Annotated in this window: 18 protein-coding genes and 1 tRNA gene; 4 read left to right on the top strand and 15 right to left on the bottom strand. The window is 70.6% G+C overall.

Annotation, left to right across the window (positions count from 1 at the left end; all coding sequences use genetic code 11):
• Positions 1–797: 797 nt before the first annotated feature.
• Entirely contained in the window at positions 798–1,037 is a 240-nt protein-coding gene (locus tag ACGFIM_RS25560) for a hypothetical protein (protein ID WP_393205945.1), read from the bottom strand.
• Here ACGFIM_RS25560 and ACGFIM_RS25555 point away from each other — a divergent pair.
• Positions 1,024–1,311 carry a septal ring lytic transglycosylase RlpA family protein gene (locus ACGFIM_RS25555; protein WP_393205869.1) on the top strand — a complete coding sequence of 96 codons (288 nt, stop codon included), beginning with the start codon at positions 1,024–1,026 and terminating at the stop codon, positions 1,309–1,311. The two genes, ACGFIM_RS25560 and ACGFIM_RS25555, sit on opposite strands and share 14 nt — an antisense overlap.
• Before the next feature lie 941 nt (positions 1,312–2,252).
• On the opposite strand, the gene ACGFIM_RS25550 is transcribed toward ACGFIM_RS25555, so the two are convergent.
• Positions 2,253–2,849: a DUF1707 and DUF4870 domain-containing protein gene (locus ACGFIM_RS25550; protein ID WP_393204364.1), complete on the bottom strand. Its 597-nt coding sequence runs from the start codon at positions 2,847–2,849 to the stop codon at positions 2,253–2,255.
• A 134-nt stretch (positions 2,850–2,983) separates the two neighbouring features.
• Between ACGFIM_RS25550 and ACGFIM_RS25545 the strand changes: the two genes are divergently transcribed.
• A complete protein-coding gene (locus ACGFIM_RS25545; protein WP_364067057.1) occupies positions 2,984–3,328 on the top strand; it encodes a hypothetical protein in 345 nt (114 codons plus the stop codon).
• 215 nt (positions 3,329–3,543) lie between these two features.
• On the opposite strand, the gene ACGFIM_RS25540 is transcribed toward ACGFIM_RS25545, so the two are convergent.
• Entirely contained in the window at positions 3,544–4,701 is a 1,158-nt protein-coding gene (locus tag ACGFIM_RS25540; protein WP_393204361.1) for a DUF4192 domain-containing protein, read from the bottom strand.
• 241 nt (positions 4,702–4,942) lie between these two features.
• Between ACGFIM_RS25540 and ACGFIM_RS25535 the strand changes: the two genes are divergently transcribed.
• On the top strand, positions 4,943–5,398 hold the full coding sequence (locus ACGFIM_RS25535) for a hypothetical protein (protein WP_393204358.1): 456 nt from the start codon (positions 4,943–4,945) through the stop codon (positions 5,396–5,398).
• 420 nt (positions 5,399–5,818) lie between these two features.
• On the opposite strand, the gene ACGFIM_RS25530 is transcribed toward ACGFIM_RS25535, so the two are convergent.
• The 7 genes from ACGFIM_RS25530 to ACGFIM_RS25500 form a co-directional block, all read right to left on the bottom strand.
• On the bottom strand, positions 5,819–6,553 hold the full coding sequence (locus tag ACGFIM_RS25530) for an EI24 domain-containing protein (RefSeq protein ID WP_393204355.1): 735 nt from the start codon (positions 6,551–6,553) through the stop codon (positions 5,819–5,821).
• Between the two features lie 10 nt (positions 6,554–6,563).
• Positions 6,564–7,148 carry a Maf family protein gene (locus ACGFIM_RS25525; RefSeq protein ID WP_393204352.1) on the bottom strand — a complete coding sequence of 195 codons (585 nt, stop codon included), beginning with the start codon at positions 7,146–7,148 and terminating at the stop codon, positions 6,564–6,566.
• A gap of 430 nt (positions 7,149–7,578) precedes the next feature.
• Positions 7,579–8,181, bottom strand: coding sequence for a DUF937 domain-containing protein (locus tag ACGFIM_RS25520; protein WP_393204349.1), 603 nt, complete (start codon positions 8,179–8,181; stop codon positions 7,579–7,581).
• A 271-nt stretch (positions 8,182–8,452) separates the two neighbouring features.
• Complete coding sequence (ftsH, locus tag ACGFIM_RS25515) at positions 8,453–10,660, bottom strand: ATP-dependent zinc metalloprotease FtsH (protein WP_393204346.1); 2,208 nt, start codon at positions 10,658–10,660, stop codon at positions 8,453–8,455.
• Positions 10,661–10,679: 19 nt separating this feature from the next.
• Positions 10,680–11,468: a hypothetical protein gene (locus ACGFIM_RS25510; protein WP_393204343.1), complete on the bottom strand. Its 789-nt coding sequence runs from the start codon at positions 11,466–11,468 to the stop codon at positions 10,680–10,682.
• Between the two features lie 270 nt (positions 11,469–11,738).
• Entirely contained in the window at positions 11,739–12,398 is a 660-nt protein-coding gene (locus ACGFIM_RS25505) for a peptidyl-tRNA hydrolase (protein ID WP_393204340.1), read from the bottom strand.
• Positions 12,395–13,663 (bottom strand): MFS transporter, encoded by a 1,269-nt coding sequence (locus ACGFIM_RS25500; RefSeq protein ID WP_393204337.1) that lies wholly within the window; start codon positions 13,661–13,663, stop codon positions 12,395–12,397. The genes ACGFIM_RS25505 and ACGFIM_RS25500 overlap by 4 nt, the downstream gene beginning before the upstream one ends.
• Positions 13,664–13,734: 71 nt before the next feature.
• Between ACGFIM_RS25500 and ACGFIM_RS25495 the strand changes: the two genes are divergently transcribed.
• Complete coding sequence (locus ACGFIM_RS25495; RefSeq protein ID WP_393204334.1) at positions 13,735–14,748, top strand: GlxA family transcriptional regulator; 1,014 nt, start codon at positions 13,735–13,737, stop codon at positions 14,746–14,748.
• Between the two features lie 81 nt (positions 14,749–14,829).
• On the opposite strand, the gene ACGFIM_RS25490 is transcribed toward ACGFIM_RS25495, so the two are convergent.
• From ACGFIM_RS25490 to ACGFIM_RS25470, 5 genes are all read right to left on the bottom strand, one after another.
• Positions 14,830–14,902: transfer RNA gene (locus ACGFIM_RS25490), tRNA-Ala, on the bottom strand.
• A 90-nt stretch (positions 14,903–14,992) separates the two neighbouring features.
• Complete coding sequence (locus ACGFIM_RS25485; protein WP_393204331.1) at positions 14,993–16,468, bottom strand: von Willebrand factor type A domain-containing protein; 1,476 nt, start codon at positions 16,466–16,468, stop codon at positions 14,993–14,995.
• Between the two features lie 124 nt (positions 16,469–16,592).
• Positions 16,593–17,138: a TIGR03086 family metal-binding protein gene (locus ACGFIM_RS25480; protein WP_393204328.1), complete on the bottom strand. Its 546-nt coding sequence runs from the start codon at positions 17,136–17,138 to the stop codon at positions 16,593–16,595.
• A 6-nt stretch (positions 17,139–17,144) separates the two neighbouring features.
• Positions 17,145–17,648, bottom strand: coding sequence for an isoprenylcysteine carboxyl methyltransferase family protein (locus ACGFIM_RS25475; RefSeq protein WP_393204325.1), 504 nt, complete (start codon positions 17,646–17,648; stop codon positions 17,145–17,147).
• The gene (locus ACGFIM_RS25470) at positions 17,645–18,664 is read right to left on the bottom strand and encodes a type III polyketide synthase (RefSeq protein ID WP_393204322.1); all 1,020 of its coding nucleotides are present in this window, start codon (positions 18,662–18,664) and stop codon (positions 17,645–17,647) included. Before ACGFIM_RS25470 ends, ACGFIM_RS25475 begins: the two co-directional genes overlap by 4 nt.
• Positions 18,665–18,700 lie beyond the last annotated feature (36 nt).

Genomic DNA, 18,700 nt, shown 5'->3' with positions numbered 1-18,700 from the left:
AAGAGCTGCCCACCGAGTGTGGTGCGTAGGTAAGACTCAGCCCACCAGCTGCGCAGCCCACACGAGACTCAGCCCACCGACTGCGGAGCCTGCTTAAGGATCAGGCCGCCGTGTGAGAGGCGCGCCAGGACCTCCACCCGCTCAAAGCGCCCGCACCCATGGCCGCCCCGGGCCGTGTTGCCCGCCTCGGCAAGCGACGAGCGCCTTCGAGCAGCCATCACCGCAGCCGACGCTCAGCCCACCAGCCACGCGACGAGGCCGACGGCACCCGCGTTCACGATGCGGCCATCGGACGACTTCCCGCACCCCACGACCGGAGAGCGACCTTCGCGCATCCCCTTGGCACCGGCTTGACCTCGGTGAGAAACATCACTGAATGTCCCATTAAGTTGCCTTTACCTGCTGTTTGTCGCATATCTTCTTGCCCGTCCGTGCGGGCCCCTGCCCCGCCGTCGATCGGCCGCCGTACGCCATCCACCCCCTGCCGGCCCGGCCTTTCACCGCCCTATCCCCTATCCAGGACCGTGGTTTACCTTGGGCCAGCACTCCCGCAAGCCGTCCCCGCAGACCCGCAAGCTCTCCCCGAGCCGGCGCCGCTGGGCCGCCATCGCAGCCGGCGCGGCCATCGCGGCAGCCGCCTCGGCCACCGCCTGGGCCACGATCGGCGCCGACGACTCCTCCAAGCCCGCAGCGGCCCCTGCACCATCCTCCCCGGCCACCAAAGCACCCCAGTCGCCCACAGCAGCCGGGACCACCCGTAAGGACGCGACCGGAGCTACCCAGACAACCCCCGGCCATCAGAACTCGACCGCCCTCCCCAAGGCCGCAGTCCCCTCGCCGCCCGCACGGTCCTCATCCACCGCCCGGCGAACCTCGAGCGGCACCCGTACCACCTCCCCCAGGCAGAGCACCGCCTCACCCAGGCAGAGCACCACCTCCCCCAGGCAGAGCACCACCTCCCCCAGGCAGAGCTCCGCAAAGCGACCAGCAGAATCGAAGCCCAGGAAGCCGAAGCTCCGCGTCATCTCGTCCGGCACCTGCGGCGCCTCCTACTACGGCGAGCCCCAGATGACGGCCAGCGGCGAACGCTTCAACCCCAACGCCATGACCGCCGCCCACAAGACCCTCCCGCTGGGCAGCAGGGTCCGCGTCACCAACCCCAGGACCGGCGAGTCGGTGACGGTCCGCATCAACGACCGAGGCCCGTACGTCGGAGGCCGCTGCCTCGACCTCTCCACCGCCGCGTTCGCCGCCATCGGCAACACCAGCGCGGGGGTCATGCAGGTCAGGTACGAGGTCCTCGCCCGCTGACCAGGACGTTCCGGCTCCGCAGCCAGCGATCGCGCCGACAGCCCACACCCACGCGGAACGCCCCACCCGCCGCCCTGACCAGCCGACGCCTCGGGGCAAAGTACGTCACGCTCGCGAGGCAAGACCCTTCCGCAAGGTCCGGCATGCGCAGCGCTGACACGGTACGGCCTGACAGAGGCCGACATGGTGCGCGGCCGTTAGAGCACGAATACCGGCGGAGCCACGCCAGCACTCGGCTGGTAGAACACGACAACCGGCAGAGCCACACCAGAACTCAGCCAGCAGAACACGACAACCGGCAGAGCCACACCAGAACTCAGCCAGCAGAACACGACAACCGGCAGAGCCACACCAGAACTCAGCCGATAGAACACGACAACCGGCGGGACCGCGCGAGAACTTGCCGCTGACGCGGATCGCGAAAGATCGCGGATGGCCTGCGACACCGCCTCGGTGATCACACGCAAGGCGGCGCTGCACCGGAGAAGGAACCCAGCGAGGGGCCAAGGAGAACACAGAATCCGGCACAACGCCTCCGGACCCGCCCCGCTGCAAGCCCGCGCGTTCGCCGGCACGCGAGCCGCAAGGCGTCGCGAGTTCATACCCCGTGGGTGTCGTGAGCGCGTGAACCCGTACGTACTGCCGATCAATGCTCCGCCGATCAACGCTCCGCCGACCGACACGCTGCCGATCAACGCTCCGCCGACCGACATGCTGCCGATCCACACCGGGCAGCGCTCACCGCCACAACAGAAGACCCGATCACGGCCCGTTCAGGATATTTACCGAAAACCGTCCCCGATACATGTCAGGGACACAGACTCACCCGACCCCTGAATCGCACCAAAAGCGGTAAACCCATCGAGGTTCGGCCACCTCGTCGGGACGGCTCGGCGACGTACGAAAAAGATCCGGAAACGAAGGCGGCGCCCCCGGCCCGGTCACTTCACCAGACGGAGAGTCATCGGATAACGGAACTCTTCCCCCTTCAGGGCCGAGACGCCGCCGACCACGGAAAGCACGAACGCCGCGACCATGATGAACGGCAGGAGCAGGAGCCCGACGACCGTCACGGACAGCACGATCGTGGCCCCCAAGACGGTGATCTGGAAATTGAGCGATTCCAGAACGTGCCTGCGCATGAAAGGCGAGGTTTTCGCGCCGGTGACCAGCAGGAGCAGCGGGCCGACGATCGGGAACCCGAGCAGCGGGACCAGATGAGCGAACGCGCCGCCGAGGCGCTCGTGGCTCTCGGCCGGCCCTTCCTGCGGCACCGGAGCGGACGGCGCGGGGGCGAGCTGCGGCACGGCGTTCGGACCGTAAATCTCATCCATGATGGGCATGAGGTCGCCGTGCGTACGCGCGGTCATCGCGCGTTCCAAACGGTCGTCGAACTCGAGCTTGTCATAGCGCCCGTCCGCGTAGGCGGCTTTGATGTGCTCCACCACGTGCTCGCGGTCCTGGTTGGTGACGCGCAGATGAGCTGGCGGCATCCGTCCCGGCCCGGGGGTTTTCGGTACCCCAGCCATAATCGCCATGCCTCTCCCTCTGATGACCAAGCTGACACTGACATACTGCGTCGCCCGAGCGGTTCGTGCATCAGGAGAATCCCGGATACGCCCCCGAGATCATCCCCGACGCGCTCGAGCCCGAGACGGTATACAAAGGATTCATGAGATGGCGAGACCGCTACGGCATTCGTCGGCTGCGCGGCCGCAAGATCGCGAAGTTCGACCGTGAGGCGACAGACGCCGACATCGAGGCGCTCATCGCCTTTGCCCGTTCGCGGCGAGGCGTCGAGTTCTACGTCGAACCTGAAACGTTCGCCACCGACACCACCGCCGTAGCGGTGGCCGACGACGGCGAGTGGACCAGGCGCAGGGTCGGCTCCCCCGCCGTGATCCACAAAGTCGCCCGCGATCTCGCCTTGCCGGTGTACGACGTGCAGTTAACCGGGTACCCGCAGCGGATGCGCACCTACAACGAGCGCCGCAAGAGAGAAGAAGGCTCCCTCTGACCTCCTCTCCACCGCCGGGCGCCGTCTCGCCTGCCGCCATGCCCGAAACCCGCCCGGGACCTCCTCTGGCGGGTTGCGTGGGTCCTCCCGCCAGTGATGAGCCAGGCGATGAGGTCTGAGCCGAAGTTGAGGGTGGGTGAGCCGGGTCTTGGGAGCACGCTGAGTGTTGAGGGGTGGATGGCTCCGAGGCGTGCCGTGGCGGCCTTCCAGGTGCGTTACTCCGTGGGGTCCAGATCTTCTTCGTCCAGAAGGTTGATCAGCGGGAGGAGCCAGGCGGGGCTGACGGGGCCCATGGCGGCGTCCAGTTCCTCGGGGGTGGGGAGGCGGTTGCGGAGGACGGACGGGGAGAGCAGGTTTTGGAGGGCGTGCATGAGCAGGTTGGCCATCGAGTAGCCGGGGTCCGTCGTCAGGGCGCGTTCGAGGGCGATCGTGGCCTGGACGCTGTCGCCGGTGTGCCAGGCGGCCATGGCGAGCAGGGTCGCGGCCGGGGGCACGAAGCGGGGCTCCAGGCGGCAGGTCAGGTCCTTCCAGAGCGAGGCGTGGGAGTCGTGCATGAGGGTCCACGCCTCGTCGCGGACTCTCATGACCGCCAGGGCCAGGCCTAGCTTCGCCGCCTCCTCGTCGCTGAGCCTGCCGCCTCCGGTGTGGATCTCCAGGGCGGAGCGGACCCTGGCCAGGCCGTCGGCGACGAAGTCCCGGGTGAAGGTGTCGAGGTCGGTCGCGGCCATGAGGCCCGCTCTGAACGCGGTTATCGCCTTCGACGTGGCCTTGCGCATCGCCATCCGCTCGGGGCCCGTCACAGGGGCGACGGTACGTTCGAGCGCTTCGCGGTTGGGAAGGGCCACCAGCCCGTGTACGGTCGCCTGGGCCGCGATCGGGCTCGTGGTGAGGTCGAACGGGGTGCCTTCTGCCGGGCAGCAGGTCGGTACGTCGCAGATGTAGGACCAGTAGCGGCCCTCGTGTGCCCGCAGGGCCTCCCCCACGTGCACGCCGGTCGCCACCGCGAGGTTCCTTGCCTCGTCGACCGCCGGTGTGACGAGGTCGCCCGGGCCGTAGCCGACGATCACCAGGTCAGTGATCGCCTCGCGGTCGATGATCGCGGCCATCGCATTGAGGGTGCCGGGCGGGAAGGGCAGGCCCCATCTGGCCACCATCTTGGCGCGCCCGTCCGCCAGGCCGACCACGACGAGGCTGGTGGTGGGGTGGAAGCCGACCAGGTACGGAACGGCGGCCAGGATGTCGGTGGGGCTGGTGAGCGTGAGGCAGGGCTCGGCTGAGAACTTGAAGGGATCCGAGGTGTCGGAATCCCAGGCGTCCTCTTCAGCGCCCCTGTCCGAGGCGCCCTCCCTAACGGCCCTGTCGGAGGCGTCCACGCTAGAGCCCCCGTCCGAGGCGTCCACGCTAGAGCCCCCGTCCGAGGCGTCCTCGGTAGGGTCCCTGTCCGATGCATCCTTCCTGGTGCGCGTTCCCGAGGCGCACTCCTTGGTGTCCTTCGTCGCTCCGACGCCCCTGCTCGTTCCGCTCCTGCTCCGTCCTTCCCTATCCGATCCGTCCGCGTTCCTGGCGCCCTTTTCTGATCCGTCCTTATTCCTGCCGTCTCTCTCTGATCCGTTCGTGTCTCTGCTGGTCCTGCCGTTCTGGCCGTCCTTGGCGATCGGGTTCGCATCGGTTCTGCTCTGGCCGAACCCGTCTGCGCTCGATCTGTCCGTGCCAGAAGCCGACCCATCGGCGTCGGGCCTATCAGTGTCGGGTCTGTTCCTGTCGGTCTCGACGGTGTCGGTCGTTACAGCGCACAGGGCGGTCGGGCTGAAGGAGCCTGGCGCTGATGTCTCGGAAGCGGTCTTGCCGGGGGCTGTGCTTTCGAGCGCTGAGGTCATGGACCTCAGGCTCTTCAGCTCCGAGATCGCGGGGTCTGACGTGGCGGTGCTTGAGGCGGTGACTGCCGTCGTGGGTGTGGAGGGACCAGCGATGGGCGGGCGTGGTGCCGGGACGTACGCCGGCGATGAGCTGGAGGTGAAGGAGGTGCGAGGGGCCGAACGGGGCGAGCGGTTGGTCGTCATGGCCCCATAGGGTGCCGGGTGGTGAGGGGCCTTCGAACGACCGAACGCGGTTCTGTGGACGGTGAGGGAGACGGCAGGCAACCCTGTGGATAAGTCGGTAGCGACCCCGACACCGGCGCCGCACGCAGATCACGCGGCACCTGTTCCCATGCAGATCGCCACGTCCACACCGCACGCAGATCGCCACATCTACGCCACACGCAAATCACGCGACAACGCGCCGCACGAGCATTACGGGCAACAGCGCCGAACGCGGATTACGTGACAACAGCGCCGCACGCGGATCACGCGGCACCTACACCGCACGCGAGTCAGAGCACCGAACACGGATTACGCGACAACAGCGCCGCACGCAGGCCACGCGGCACCTACACCGCACGCGAGTCAGAGCACCGAACACGGATTACGCGACAACAGCGCCGTACGCGGGTCAGGCGACAGGCGCCAGCCGCTTCCGTACGAACAGAGCCGCCCCCGCCACCGCCGCCGGCATGGCGATCACCGCCACGAACGGCACCAGGAACAGCACGAAGACCGCCACCCCGAACCCCAGCGCACTCGCCATATTGGCCCGCAACAACGCGAAACGCTCCTTGCGCTCCATGCCCCGACGTTCCAGTGCCAAGGTGGTGAGCTCGACGGTCATGAAGAAGCCGGACACGATCGCACCCAGGACCGGCACCACGGTCTGGCCGACCACGGGCACGAACCCGAGGAAGAACAGCGGGACCGTGAAGAGCAGCATGTAGAACAGGGTCACCAGGCTGTCGCGGATGGATCGCGGCAGCGTACGCCACCACGGCTGGTCGTCCTCCGACTCCAGGGGGTCCACCTCGGTGGACAGCCGCTCGTAGAAGGGGTCGCCGATGGTCAGCGTCACCGCCGTGAACGTCAGCACCGCCACCGCCAGCCCGCCCAGGACCAGCGCGACGGCCACCACTCCGCGGAAGATCTCCCGCCAGCTCCACGTGTCGGCGAACGGTGTCAGGAACGCGGCCAGGTCGGAGGCGTTCGTCCCCAGCAGGACTAACGCGACCACGTACACCACGAACGCGATCAGCGCCGGGATCAGCCCGAACAGCCACCATCTGCCGTGTCTGGCGACCCACCCGAGCCCTTCGAAGAAGAATCCGACCCCGCCGGTGAAGTCACGCACTGCTCGCATGCCCGGCAGGCTAGCGCCAGAACGAGGTGATCGAGTAACCGAGCTCGGCGAACAGCTCGCGCAGCAGCGGCAGGGAGATCCCGAGCACGTTGCCGTGGTCGCCTTCGATGCTGTCCACGAACCAGCCGCCGCGCCCCTCGATGCTGAACGCCCCGGCCAGGTTGAGCGGCTCGTCGGTGGCGACGTACGCGGCGATCTCCTCCTCGGACGGCTGCGCGAAGCGCACCACCGTGGTGCCGACCTCGGCCGCCTGGCGGCCCGCGGCGACGTCGATGACGCAGTGACCGGTGACGAGACGGCCCGTGCGGCCGCGCAGGAGGCGCCACCGCTCCATGGCCTCTTCGCGGGTCGCGGGCTTGCCGTACGGGCGGCCGTCGAGCTCCAGGATCGAGTCGCAGCCGATGACCAGTCCTTCGTCGAGCCCGCTCGCCACCGCCTCCGCCTTCGCCTTGGCCAGCACGAGGCTGAGCGCGGCGGGGGAATAGGCGGAGTAGGAGTCTTCGTCGATGCCGCTGACGATCACTTTCGGGTCGAGCCCGGCGCTGCGCAAGAGTGCCAGGCGTGCGGAGGAGGCTGAAGCCAGAACGATCACCATAACAGCCTACCGGCCGCAGGATGGCGCTATGTCACTCCCGGCCTCGGTTGTCAAGCGGTCATCCGCGCGGGTCGCCCATGTCTTCCACCCCGCCGGCGGTCTGGGACGGGCGATCGCTGCCGCCACGGAACGACCAGGCGACCGCACGTCAGGTACATCGCGAGCAGCCGATGTCACGTGCGGCCGGTCGCGGCGTGATGACGCGGGCGCGCCGGCGCCGCTTGAGGCTCCGCCGAGGGGGCGCCTGCGGTAGAGGTGGTGGGGGATGGCGGGGACTTGACGAGCGTTCCCATGGCCTGGGTTCGGCCGGTCCTCGCCGCCGAGGAGGCGGCGGGCATGCTCGATCTCCGTCGATGAGCCGGACGGTGTGCGGGGATCCGTGGGCGTCGGGGAAGCGGAGGCAGGCCGGGGAACGAACAGCGCGCGAAGATCACCAGTCGGCGTTGTACGTGCTCCCCGGCGTCACTTCCCGTTCCGTCCGGTACATCGGGTACGGCGCGGGCGGCCGGGGCACGCCGCTGCCGTCGAGGACGTCGCCCAGCAGTTCGCCGATGAGCTGCCCCAGCCCGCCCGAGAGGGATGTGCGTTCCCGGTCGAGGTCGTCGGCGAGGGCGGCGGAGTCCATGGCGCGTTCGACGGCGCGGTTGGCGAGCAGGGACATGATCATGGGAGCGAGCAGGGGCATCAGCTTCATGATGCGTGCGGAGCCGACGCCGGCGAGCTGGGCGAGCCGGGCGGCGGCGTGCTCGGTGCCCTGGGCGCCGAAGATGTGACCGAGGATGCTGTGCCCGTCGCGGATCAGCGAGGCGACGTCGCCGTTGAAGGGGTCTGCGTCCAAGTGGTCGTCGAGTGCTCCGCGCAGGGCTTCGGCGCCGTCCGGGTACGAGGCGTTGTGCGCCAGTCCGCCCACGATCGTTCCGGACACGGCTTCGGTGATTTTGCGGGCCGTGAGCTGGTCGGTACCGAGCATCCCGGCGATCTGCTCCAGCCCTGGGGCTCCGAGTCCGGCGAGAAGCTCGTCATTAAGTGTCACGACGGTCCCCCGATCACACTTGTCTCGAAGGACGTTCCCGAGCCGGACTCCAAGCAACGTCCGGAATGTCCTAATTCTTGGGAAAGGACACGCCGTCGCCCCGTCGCTCAGAGCCCTGCGAGAAGCATCAGCCGAGCCACGCCCTGCGGTAAGCATCGGCGGGGCCATGCCTGCGGAAAGCGGCGACAAGCCGCGCGGTGATCGTCAGCAGAGCCCCGCCGCAACGCGGCAGGGCTCTGCGCGAGACGTCGGCACGGGCTTCGCGGAGTCGTCAGCGGCCCTCCGCCGCCGCGCGCCGCACCTCGGCGGGCGGGCGCTGCGGCGAGGCCGGCGGGCGCGGCGCGGCGGCCGTACTCCCCTCCTCACCGGCGGGCGCGGCCGGCTTGCCGTTCCCGTCGGCGGGCGCGGCCGGCCGGCCGTCACCGTTGGGCGACGCGGCCGGCTTCCCGCCCTCGCCGGACGAGGCGGTCGGCAGGCCATCCCCGCCGGTGGGCGCGGCCGGCTTGCCGCTCTCGACGGCGGCGGGCTTGCCGCCCTCGACGGGAGCCGGCTTGCCGTCCTCATCCGGCCTCGGCAGCCCGGCCGCCGCGTACGCCTCGGTCTCGTCCAGCGTCTCGTGCTCGAGCAGCGCCGCCACGATGGCCTCGAGCTTGTCGCGGTTGTCGGTGAGGATCTGGATGGCCCGCTCGTAGCACTCGTCCACGATCCGCCGCGCCTCCTCGTCGACCATGGCGAGCGTGGCGGGCGAGGCCTGCGGCTGCTGGCCGTCGTTGGGCAGGATGGTCAGCGGGCCGACCTTCTCCGACATGCCCCACCGGCCCACCATGCCGCGGGCGATCATGGTGACCTGTTCGAGGTCGTTCTCGGCACCGGTGGTGATGACGCCGAACACGACCTGCTCGGCCGCCATGCCACCGAGCGCGCCGGTGATGCGCCCGCGCAGGTACTGCTCGTCGTAGGCGTAGCGGTCGGTGTCGGGGGTGGAGAGCGTGACGCCGAGCGCCCGCCCGCGCGGGATGATGGAGATCTTCCTGACCGGGTCGGCGCCGGGCTGGAGCATGCCGAGCAGCGCGTGACCGGCCTCGTGGTAGGCGGTGCGGGTGCGCTCCTCCTCCGGCATGACGATGCTGCGGGCCGCGCCGAGCTGCAGCTTCTCCAGCGCGTCGGCGAAGTCGGACATGGTGACCTTCTCGCGGCCGCGCTTGGCGGCGAGCAGCGCCGCCTCGTTGACGAGGTTGGCCAGGTCCGCGCCGGTCATGCCGGGCGTGGTCTTGGCGATCTGTTCGAGGCTGACCTCGCCGTCGAGCGGCACGCCGCGCGTGTGAACGGCGAGGATCGCGGTGCGCCCGGCCGCGTCGGGCAGGCCGACCTGCACCGTACGGTCGAAGCGTCCCGGACGCAGCAGCGCCGGGTCGAGGATCTCGGGACGGTTGGTGGCCCCGATGACGATCACGCCCTCGGCGCCGGAGAAGCCGTCCATCTCGGTGAGGATCTGGTTGAGCGTCTGCTCGCGCTCGTCGTGGCCGCCGATGCCGCCGGCGCCGCCCCTGGCGCGGCCGATGGCGTCGATCTCGTCGATGAACACGATGGACGGCGCCACCTTGCGCGCCTCTTCGAACAGGTCGCGCACCCGTGAGGCGCCCACACCGACGATCATCTCGATGAACTCGGAGGCGCTGGCGGAGAAGTACGGCACCTTGGCCTCACCGGCGACCGCCCTGGCCAGCAGCGTCTTGCCGGTGCCCGGAGGACCGGCGAGCAGCACGCCCTTGGGCAGCTTGGCGCCCAGCCTGCGGTATTTGGCGGGGTCTTTGAGGTAGTCGACGATCTCGACGAGCTCGTTCTCGACCTCGTCGATGCCCGCGACGTCCTCGAACGTGACCCGCACCTGGTTGGCGTCGACGGGCTTGGCCGCCTTCGACTTGCCGAGCCCGCCGAGGCCGCCGCCCATCATGCTGGCACCGCGCCGCATGATCCAGATCCACAGGCCGGCCAGCAGCAGCACGGGCAGCAGCGACAGCAGCAGGTTGGAGAAGAAGCCGCGGGTGATGGGCTTGGAGGTGATCTCCACCTGGCCGTTGGCGAGCTGCTCGTCGAGCTGGTCGGTGTTGGCGAAGGCGGGGATCTCGGTGGCGAAGCGCGTGTACGTGGCGCCGCCGTCGGGGTTCTTCGCGGGCGTGCGCAGGTCGCCCTCGACCGACAGGCCCTGGGCGTAGATGTCCTTGACGTTCTTGGCGTTCACCTGCTTGGTGAACTCGGTGTACGAGATCGTCTCGACCGAGCCGCTGTCGACGAACGACGACACGACGAAGAAACCCGCGTACACCACGAGCAGTGTGACGATGAAGCGCCACCAGTTGATCTTGGGCCGGCCTCCGGGCGTGCCGGGCAGGCCCTCCGAACGCCAGGGCGGTTTCCCCTTGCCCTTATTCGGCGCCTGCGGCGGTCCAGAGCGTTCCACGGCGTCACTCCCCAACATCGCCGCTTCCATGATCTTTCTAGCCTAGAACACGCACCCCTGAGGCCACGCGGCCGATGTCGCGCCAGTACTTGCGCTGCGAATCCGGCACTGAGACGAACGCAAGTCCCGGCTTGCTCATTCCCCCGTCGACCACGACGACGGCGGCACGAGAGCTGTGCTTGCCGTACGTGACGCGGTAGGCGAGCATCCATCCGCGCTTGACCGGCTGGGAGGCCAGCCAGGTGATGCGCGAGCCCTTGGGGTGGTGGTTGAGCGTCCAGCGGGCGGCCAGCAGCGCCGTGTCGCGCGGGGACTTCTGCTTCATGATCGGAAGCGGGCAGGTGACGAAGACGCCGCGTAGCGCGGTGCCGCGCTGCTTGGGCAGCACCTGCTTGGTGGTGAACGGCGCCGCCCCGTACCTCTTCCACGGCCGGGGCAGCTTGGGCACCCGCAGGCCGGCCCTGCGGTCCTTGATGAAGCGCTTGCCCGGGGAGCGCAGGGGCATGCGCTTGACGGATCGGGTCAGCCTGGGCACGCGCGGGTCGGCGTACAGGGCCTCCATGGCCGTGTAGCCGGGCGCGAGCGAGGTGCCGGGACGCGGCGTCGCCCGCTCCGTGGCGGGAGCGACCGACGGCGAGGCGGTGACCGACGGCGAGGCGGTGACCGACGGCACAGGTGCGGAGCCGGACGAGGACGGTGCGGCCGGCGGCGCGGTAACCGGCCCCGCCGCGACCTCGTCCGGCTCGGACGGGAGCACCACGGCCAGCGTCGCGGCGACGACCACGACGGCGCCGGCCACGGCCAGCCCCCGGTACACCACCCGCATCCGAATGTCACCGATGCGGGAGCGTTTGGGGGGAGAAGCCGGGATCCCGCGACGCACGGGCGGTCTCACTTGGGAACCCTTGACCTCATCTTCCCCATGGAGCACGACGGGAGCGTACGACATATCCCGGCATTGCGCCCTCGAAGCTACCGAAGTGCAATCTTGGCGTTTCCGGAAATGCGCCTTTTCGGTCCGACCGGGGCGAAAACGGCCACTTCCCGGCCGGCCCAGGTCCCCTCAGGGCAGGCCGCCCGGCCGGTCAAGGGCCGATCAGGAGCGGGCCACCCGGCCGGCCAGCCACGGCGCGTCGGCGACGAACGTGCACGAGCCCGGCTCGATCTCCGTGAAGCCCGCGTCCCGCACCACCGGCAGCCCGGCCGCCGCCATGGCCTCGAAAGCGGCCGCGCTCTCCGCCCTGCGCACGGTCACCGGGAACCCCTGCTCCCGCCAGGCCGCCCGCTCGCCCTCGTCGCTGGCCCACCAGGCGAGCTGGGCGGCGTGCCCGGCCTGCGCCATGGCCTTGCCCGCGGACATCTCCAGCGCCGGGTTCTCCCACAGGGTGGGCGGCTCGGCGGGGCCGGGTGGTGCGGTGTCGGTCAGCTCGGTGCCCTTGACCTGGAGCCTCGCGAGGTCGCGGGGCCAGCCGTCGAGCGGCACGGGCGGGTGCACGCGCACCTCGGCGGTGCGGTGCTCGATCGTACGGCCGGGCAGCGCGACGGCGCGGCGCCACTCGGCGCCCCTGGCCCTGCGCACCACCTTGCGGATCTTTCCTGTCGCCTCCCAGGCGTGCACCTCGGCGGCCCACTCCCCCGGGTCGGCAAGCAGGTCGAGCACCGCCTTGGCGGCGGCCTCGAGGGCGTCGGTGCGTTCGGGGGGCGTGGCGCGCTCGATCCGCACGACCAGCGGCAACACATAAAGCTCGGCGTTCATCGCCCTCTAGCATGCCCGATGGCCAGTGACATGCCGGCGGCGAGGAGGCACAGAGCGCCCGCGGCGTACCAGGCGAGGTCGTAGGCGCCCAGGTGGTCGCGGGTCAGGCCGGCGCCGGCGGCGGCGATGGCGGCGCCCACCTGGTGCGAGCCGAACACCCAGCCGAACACCACGGCACCGTCGGCGCCGTAGATCTTCCTGCACAGGGCGACGGTCGGCGGCACGGTGGCCACCCAGTCGAGGCCGTAGAAGACGATGAAGATGAGCATGCTGGGCTCGGTGGTGGCGGCGAACAGGCCGGGCAGCACCATCAGCGACAGGCCGCGCAGCCCGTAGTAGACGCCGAGCAGCACCTTGGGGTCGATCCTGTCACTGAGCCAGCCCGACGCGACGGTGCCGACGATGTCGAAGATCCCGATGACGGCGAGCAGGCTCGCGGCGACCGGCTCGGCCATGCCGTGGTCGTGGGCGGCGGGGATGAAGTGGGTGCCGACCAGGCCGTTCGTGCTGGCGCCGCAGATCGCGAAGCCGCCGGCGAGCAGCCAGAACGGGCGGGTGCGCGCCGCGCTCGCGAGCACGGTGACGGCCCTGACCGCCGCGTTGACCCCGGTGGGCGGCGCGGGAGGCGCGGCGCCCGGCTCGGCTCCGAGCGCGGTGGTGCCGACCTCCTCGGGGCGGTCGCGCAGCAGCCACCACACGAACGGCACCACGGCCAGCGCCGCCCCGGCCACGGTCAGCGAGGCGACGCGCCACCCTGGGCCCTCGGCGAGGTGCGCGAGCAGGGGCAGGAAGATGAGCTGCCCGGTGGCGCCCGCGGCGGTCAGCACGCCCGTGACGAGCCCGCGGTGCCGTACGAACCAGCGGTCCACCACGGTCGCGGCGAACACCAGCGCCATCGACCCCGTGCCCAGGCCCACCAGCAGGCCCCAGAACAGCAGGAGCTGCCAGCTCGCCGTCATGAGCACGGTCAGCCCGCTGCCCGCGGCGATCAGCAGCAGGGCGGCGGCGACCACGCGGCGCATGCCGAAGCGGTCCATGAGGGCGGCGGCGAACGGGGCGGTCAGCCCGTAGAGCACGAGGTTGATCGAGACGGCCGACGAGATCGTGCCCGCGGACCAGCCGAACTCCTCCTGCAACGGGGTGATCAGCACCCCGGGGGTGGCGCGGAAGCCGGCCGCGCCCAGGATGGCCACGAACGCGACGGCCGCCACGTACCAGGCCCGGTGCACCCTGCGGCGGGTGGCGGGGGTGGTGCGCACAGTCATGCGGACATCCTGGAGGATCGCCGCTCATCGCCACGAGTGGCCGGAAAGCCAATATGTGCAAGAATCCGGCCATGCTTCATCGCATCGCCGTCCTGGTGCTCGACCGTTTCGCGCCGCTCGACCTCGGGGTGCCCGGCCAGGTCTTCCCTGCGGCGCGCGCGCCGTCGGGCGAGCGTCTGTACGAGGTGGTGACCTGCTCGGAAGGCCGCATGCCGGTGCGCTGCGCGGCCGGCTACACCGTACTGCCCGACCACGACCTCGACGTGCTCGACACCGCCGACACCATCGTGGTGCCCGGCGTCCACGGGGGCCCGGTGCTGCGGGACGGCACGATCTCCGGCACGCTCCGCGCCGCGCTGCAGGGGCGGCCACGCGTCATGTCGATCTGCACGGGCTCGTTCGTGCTGGCGGCGGCCGGGCTGCTGGACGGCCGTCCCGCCACCACGCACTGGGCCGAGGCGCCGCGCTTCGCCCGGCTCTTCCCGCAGGTCGAGCTCGACCCCGACGTATTGTTCGTGGACGACGGCGACGTGCTGACGTCGGCCGGCGTGGCGGCCGGGCTCGACCTGTCCCTGCACGTGATCAGACGTGACCACGGCAGCGAGGTGGCCAACGCCGCGGCCCGGCGGTGCGTGATGCCGCCGTGGCGCGAGGGCGGCCAGGCGCAGTACATCGACCGGCCGCTGCCCGACGAACCCGGCGGCGGCACGGCGGCCACCCGCGAGTACATGCTCGCCAACCTCGACGCCCCGCTCGACCTGGCCGCGCTCGCCGAGCACGCCAAGATGAGCGTCCGCACGTTCACCCGGCGCTTCCGCGAGGAGACCGGGCAGAGCCCGGCGAAGTGGCTGACCGGCCAGCGGATCCGCCACGCCAGGCACCTGCTGGAGACGACCGACCTCGGCGTGGAGGAGGTGGCCAGGCGGGCGGGCTTCGGCACCGCGGTCTCGCTGCGCCAGCATCTGCACGCGGCCGTCGGGGTCGCGCCGCTCGCCTACCGCCGCACGTTCCGCGCCGCCGGCCACGTCCAGGCCGCGGCTTCGAAACAGCGCGGACGCGCTACGGCTCCGAAAGAGAAGGCGTGAAAAGCCCGCCACGGCTCCGCCGGGCAAGAAGGCGTGAAAAAGGCCGCTCCCGAACCCCGGGAGCGGCCTCGTCACGCGCTGTGGAGCTATGGGGATTCGAACCCCAGACCTCCTCCATGCCATGGAGGCGCGCTACCAACTGCGCCATAGCCCCGCGTGCCGGTACGAGTGTATCCGACTTTGAGACCCTCTCTGCACGCCTTTTCCCGGGGCCCCGGCCGGAGACGGGACCCCGGGCCCGGAATCAGGCGATCGACCTGGCCTTCTCGATGAGCGTCGCCAGCTCGGAGACCATCGGGTCTTCGGTCACGGGCGCGAGCCTGCCGGCGTGCTCGGCCAGCTCGGGCAGGTCCATGCCGAACGCCTTCTTGTCGCGCAGGTAGAGGGCGAACCCCGCCACCACGACGTTCACCTGCAGCCGCGGCGACGCATCCGTCCACAGGTCGCCGGCCAGGTCGGCTGAGGCCAGCGTCTCGCTCGCCTCCGACGCAGCCCTGGTGTCGGGGTCCTGCCAGCGCACGGTGGCCTGGGCGACCTGGCCGCGCGCGCCGGGCTTGAGCTTGACCGCGTACAGGGCGGTGACGGAGTGGCCTGGGCCGATCTCTCCGCCGTCGCGGGTGTCGTCGCGGAACTCCTCGGCGGCGATGGTGCGGTTGTCGTAGCCGATGAGGCGGTGGCTCTCCACCACGGAGGGGTTGAAGACGACCTGGGCCTTGGCGTCGCGGGCGCGCAGCTCGATGGTGGCGGGCAGCTGCGTGGTGAAGAGCCTGTCGGCCTCCTCCTGGGTGCTGACGTACACGGCCATGCCGTCGCCGTTGTCGGCGAGCTGCTCCATCAGCTCGTCGCCGTACTCGCGGCCGACGCCGACGGTGAGCAGCGTGATCTGCTTGGCCGCGTAGTCCTTGACCCGGTCGAGCAGCGACCGCCACTGCGTGTCGCCCTGGTTGGCCAGGCCGTCGGAGAGCACGATGACGCGGTTGGTCGCGGCGGGCCGGTACGCCTTCGCGGCCTCCTGGTAGCCGGCGACCAGGCCGGACTCCAGGTCGGTGCCCCCGCCGATGGCCAGCTCGTCGACCGCGGCGCGCAGCTCCTCCCTGGCGGTGAGCGGGGTCATCCTGGCCAGCACGTCGGCGTCGTCGCTGAAGGACACGATGGAGACCTGGTCGCCGGGCGCGAGCTGGTCGAGCAGCTTGAGCAGGGCCGACTTCACCAGGTCGAGGCGGCCCGGCTCGGCCATCGAGCCGGACACGTCCACCACGAACGTGAGGTTCGCGGGCCGGCGGGCGGCCGGGTCGGAGGCGCGGGTCTGCAGGCCCACCCGCATGACGGCCTCGTCGCGGCCGGGCAGCATGGCGCCGTCCACGTGCACGGTGAAGCCGTCGTCGGAGGGCTGCGCGTAGTCCTGCCTGAAGGCGTTGACCCACTCCTCGGGGCGGATCTCGGCGGGAGCGGGCCGGCGGCCCTCCTCGAGCGCGCGGCGGGCGTAGCCGTACGAGGCGGTGTCCACGTCCAGCGCGAACGTGGAGATCTGCGCCGTCGTGGTGTCCTCGGCGTCCCGCTCAGCCTGCTTGCCGGGTGGGACGGACATCCGGCTCTCCGGTACGCCCGGCTGCCGGGCCGGCGCGGGCATGTCGCTGCTCGTGGCGCCGCCACCGCCACAGGCCGCCAGGCCGAAGAGCGCCACCAGGCCGATGCTCGCCGCTAAAGGCCGAAATTTCATCTCAACACCTCCGAGCCGTACGACGGAATGCCGCACGGCCCGGCCGGGCCGGTGATGCAAGCGAGCACAAACCGCGATCATCACGTGATGCTTTGTGACGGGTGAGGTCCGTGCGCTCAGGACGTCACGGTTTCCAGGCCGGGTCGCGTCCGATGAGCCCGAGGAACCTGTCGAGCGCCGGTGCGTCGTCCGGCACCTTCACCTCGGGCCCGAACGCCCCCATCTTCCGCCCCGTCGGCGCCTGCCGCGCGGCGAACTCCGCCAGCAGCTCGGCCGCCTCCTGCGACGCCTCGAAGTCGCGGCCGGTCGCCTTGGCGAGGTCCCAGCCGTGGGCGACGAGGTCGGTCAGCGCCATGCGGGCCAGCGTCGCCTTGGGCAGGCCGCCCATGGCCTCGCACGCGCCCTCCCACGTCTCGGGACGCTCCCAGACGGCGAGCATGCGCTCGGCCCGCGCGCGGAAGTCGCCGGTGTACTCCTTCTGCGGCGGGAACCCGCCGCCCTCGCCCACCGACTCGAAGAGGGTCATGGCCCACTCCAGGTGGTTGATCAGGCCCTTGACGTCGTAGTCGGAGCAGGGCGTGGGCAGCGACAGCTCGTCGCCGGTCACGCTCTCGACGAGGTCGGCGGTGCGTCCCGCCGCCTCGCGCATCATGGTCAGCACGTCGTTCATGGCACCTCAGAGTGCCAGAGCCCGCTCCTCGACGCGGATGCGCACGGCGAGCAGCGCCGCGTTGACGGCGGTGAACGCCGCGGCGGTCACCCAGGCGGTGTGGACGAGGGGCAGCGCGATGCCCTCCGCGACCACCGCCACGTAGTTGGGGTGCCGGAACCACCGGTACGGCCCCCGGTCGACGAGCGGCAGGCCGGGGACCACGACGACGCGGGTGTTCCACCGGTGCCCGAGGGTGCGGATGCACCACCAGCGCAGCCCTTGGGCCAGCAGGACGAGGGCCAGCATGGGCCAGCCGAGCGCGGGCAGGAAGGGCCGGTGCGAAAGCCACACCTCGGCGGGCGCGGCGGCGAGCAGCGCCACGTGGAGGAGCACGATGAACGGGTAGTGCCCCCTGCCGTGCTCGACGCCGCCCCGCGCGCGGGCCCAGGCGAGGTTGCGCCGGGCCACGACGAGCTCGGCCAGCCGTTCCATGACGACCAGCCCGATGAGGACGAGGTAGGCGCTCACCAGTGCAGCAGCAGCAGCTCGGCGGAGAAGCCGGGGCCGAGGGCCATCAGCACGGCGGGGGTGCCCGGCCGTCCCCGGGTCTCCTGCAGGACGTGAAGGACGGACACGGACGACAGGTTGCCGTTCTCGCGCAAGGATCGCCAGGTCACGTCGAGCGCCTTGGGCGGCAGGCCGAGCGTGCCCGCGATCTTCTCGATGACCTTGGGGCCGCCGGGGTGGCAGATCCAGGTGGCGACCTGGTCGGTGGTGAGCCCGTAGTCGGCGAGGAACGCCTTGATGTCGGCGGCGAGCACCTCTTCGACGAAGGTGGTGAGGTCGGCGTCCAGCATGATGCGGAAGCCGTGTTCGCCGACGCTCCAGCCCATGAGGTGCTCGGTGTCGGGATACAGGCGGCTGCGGGTGGCGACGACCTCGGGCCCGGACCCGCGCCCGGTGGCGACGACGGCGGCGGCGCCGTCGCCGAACAGCCCGCTGGCGATCAGGTTCGCGATGGAGGTGTCGTCGCGCTGGATGGTCAGCGAGCACAGCTCCACGCAGACCAGCACGGCGACGTGTCCCGGCCAGCCGCGCAGGTAGTCGTGGAGGCGGGACAGCCCGGACGCCCCGGCGGCGCAGCCGAGCCCGAACACCGGCACCCGTTTCACGTCCGGCCGCAGCCCGATCCGCTGTGCGATCTTAGCGTCGAGCGAAGGCGTGGACAGCCCGGTGGTCGAACAGAACAGCAGGAGATCGACCTTCTCCGGAGGGATGTCGGCCTTGCGCAGGGCTCCGGCGAGCGCCTGTTCGCCGAGTTCCAGGGCGCGCTCGACGTAGACGTCGTTGGCGCGTGCGAAGGAGTCGAGCTTGGCGTAGTCGGCGAGGGGCAGGGCGAGGTTACGGCCCTGGACGCCGGTGGCCGCATGGAACCGGCGAAGCAGCTCCTCGTCGCAGTCGGTCAGCCGGGAGAACGCCTCGGTGATCTCCGCTTGCCCGTACCGATTTTCCGGCAAAACGGTCTGTACCCCCGCAATATGCATACGTCTCCTCTGCCGCGGAGAGGCCCCGGCTAACAT

It is taken from the genome of Nonomuraea sp. NPDC049309 (assembly GCF_043196965.1).
In the GTDB taxonomy this organism is placed as follows: Bacteria; Actinomycetota; Actinomycetes; order Streptosporangiales; family Streptosporangiaceae; genus Nonomuraea; species Nonomuraea fastidiosa.
Note: the sequence above shows the minus strand (reverse complement) of the source record. Positions and strands in the feature narration are given on the sequence as shown.

What these genes read in the sequence shown, in the direction of transcription:
- ACGFIM_RS25550 (WP_393204364.1), bottom strand. Translation starts at nt 2,849, where the DNA reads ATGGCGATTATGGCTGGGGTACCGAAAACCCCCGGGCCGGGACGGATG.
- ACGFIM_RS25470 (WP_393204322.1), bottom strand. Translation starts at nt 18,664, where the DNA reads ATGCATATTGCGGGGGTACAGACCGTTTTGCCGGAAAATCGGTACGGG.
- ACGFIM_RS25480 (WP_393204328.1), bottom strand. Translation starts at nt 17,138, where the DNA reads ATGAACGACGTGCTGACCATGATGCGCGAGGCGGCGGGACGCACCGCC.
- ftsH (WP_393204346.1), bottom strand. Translation starts at nt 10,660, where the DNA reads ATGTTGGGGAGTGACGCCGTGGAACGCTCTGGACCGCCGCAGGCGCCG.
- ACGFIM_RS25495 (WP_393204334.1), top strand. Translation starts at nt 13,735, where the DNA reads ATGCTTCATCGCATCGCCGTCCTGGTGCTCGACCGTTTCGCGCCGCTC.
- ACGFIM_RS25510 (WP_393204343.1), bottom strand. Translation starts at nt 11,468, where the DNA reads ATGCGGGTGGTGTACCGGGGGCTGGCCGTGGCCGGCGCCGTCGTGGTC.
- ACGFIM_RS25485 (WP_393204331.1), bottom strand. Translation starts at nt 16,468, where the DNA reads ATGAAATTTCGGCCTTTAGCGGCGAGCATCGGCCTGGTGGCGCTCTTC.
- ACGFIM_RS25525 (WP_393204352.1), bottom strand. Translation starts at nt 7,148, where the DNA reads ATGGTGATCGTTCTGGCTTCAGCCTCCTCCGCACGCCTGGCACTCTTG.
- ACGFIM_RS25505 (WP_393204340.1), bottom strand. Translation starts at nt 12,398, where the DNA reads ATGAACGCCGAGCTTTATGTGTTGCCGCTGGTCGTGCGGATCGAGCGC.
- ACGFIM_RS25530 (WP_393204355.1), bottom strand. Translation starts at nt 6,553, where the DNA reads ATGCGAGCAGTGCGTGACTTCACCGGCGGGGTCGGATTCTTCTTCGAA.
- ACGFIM_RS25545 (WP_364067057.1), top strand. Translation starts at nt 2,984, where the DNA reads ATGAGATGGCGAGACCGCTACGGCATTCGTCGGCTGCGCGGCCGCAAG.
- ACGFIM_RS25500 (WP_393204337.1), bottom strand. Translation starts at nt 13,663, where the DNA reads ATGACTGTGCGCACCACCCCCGCCACCCGCCGCAGGGTGCACCGGGCC.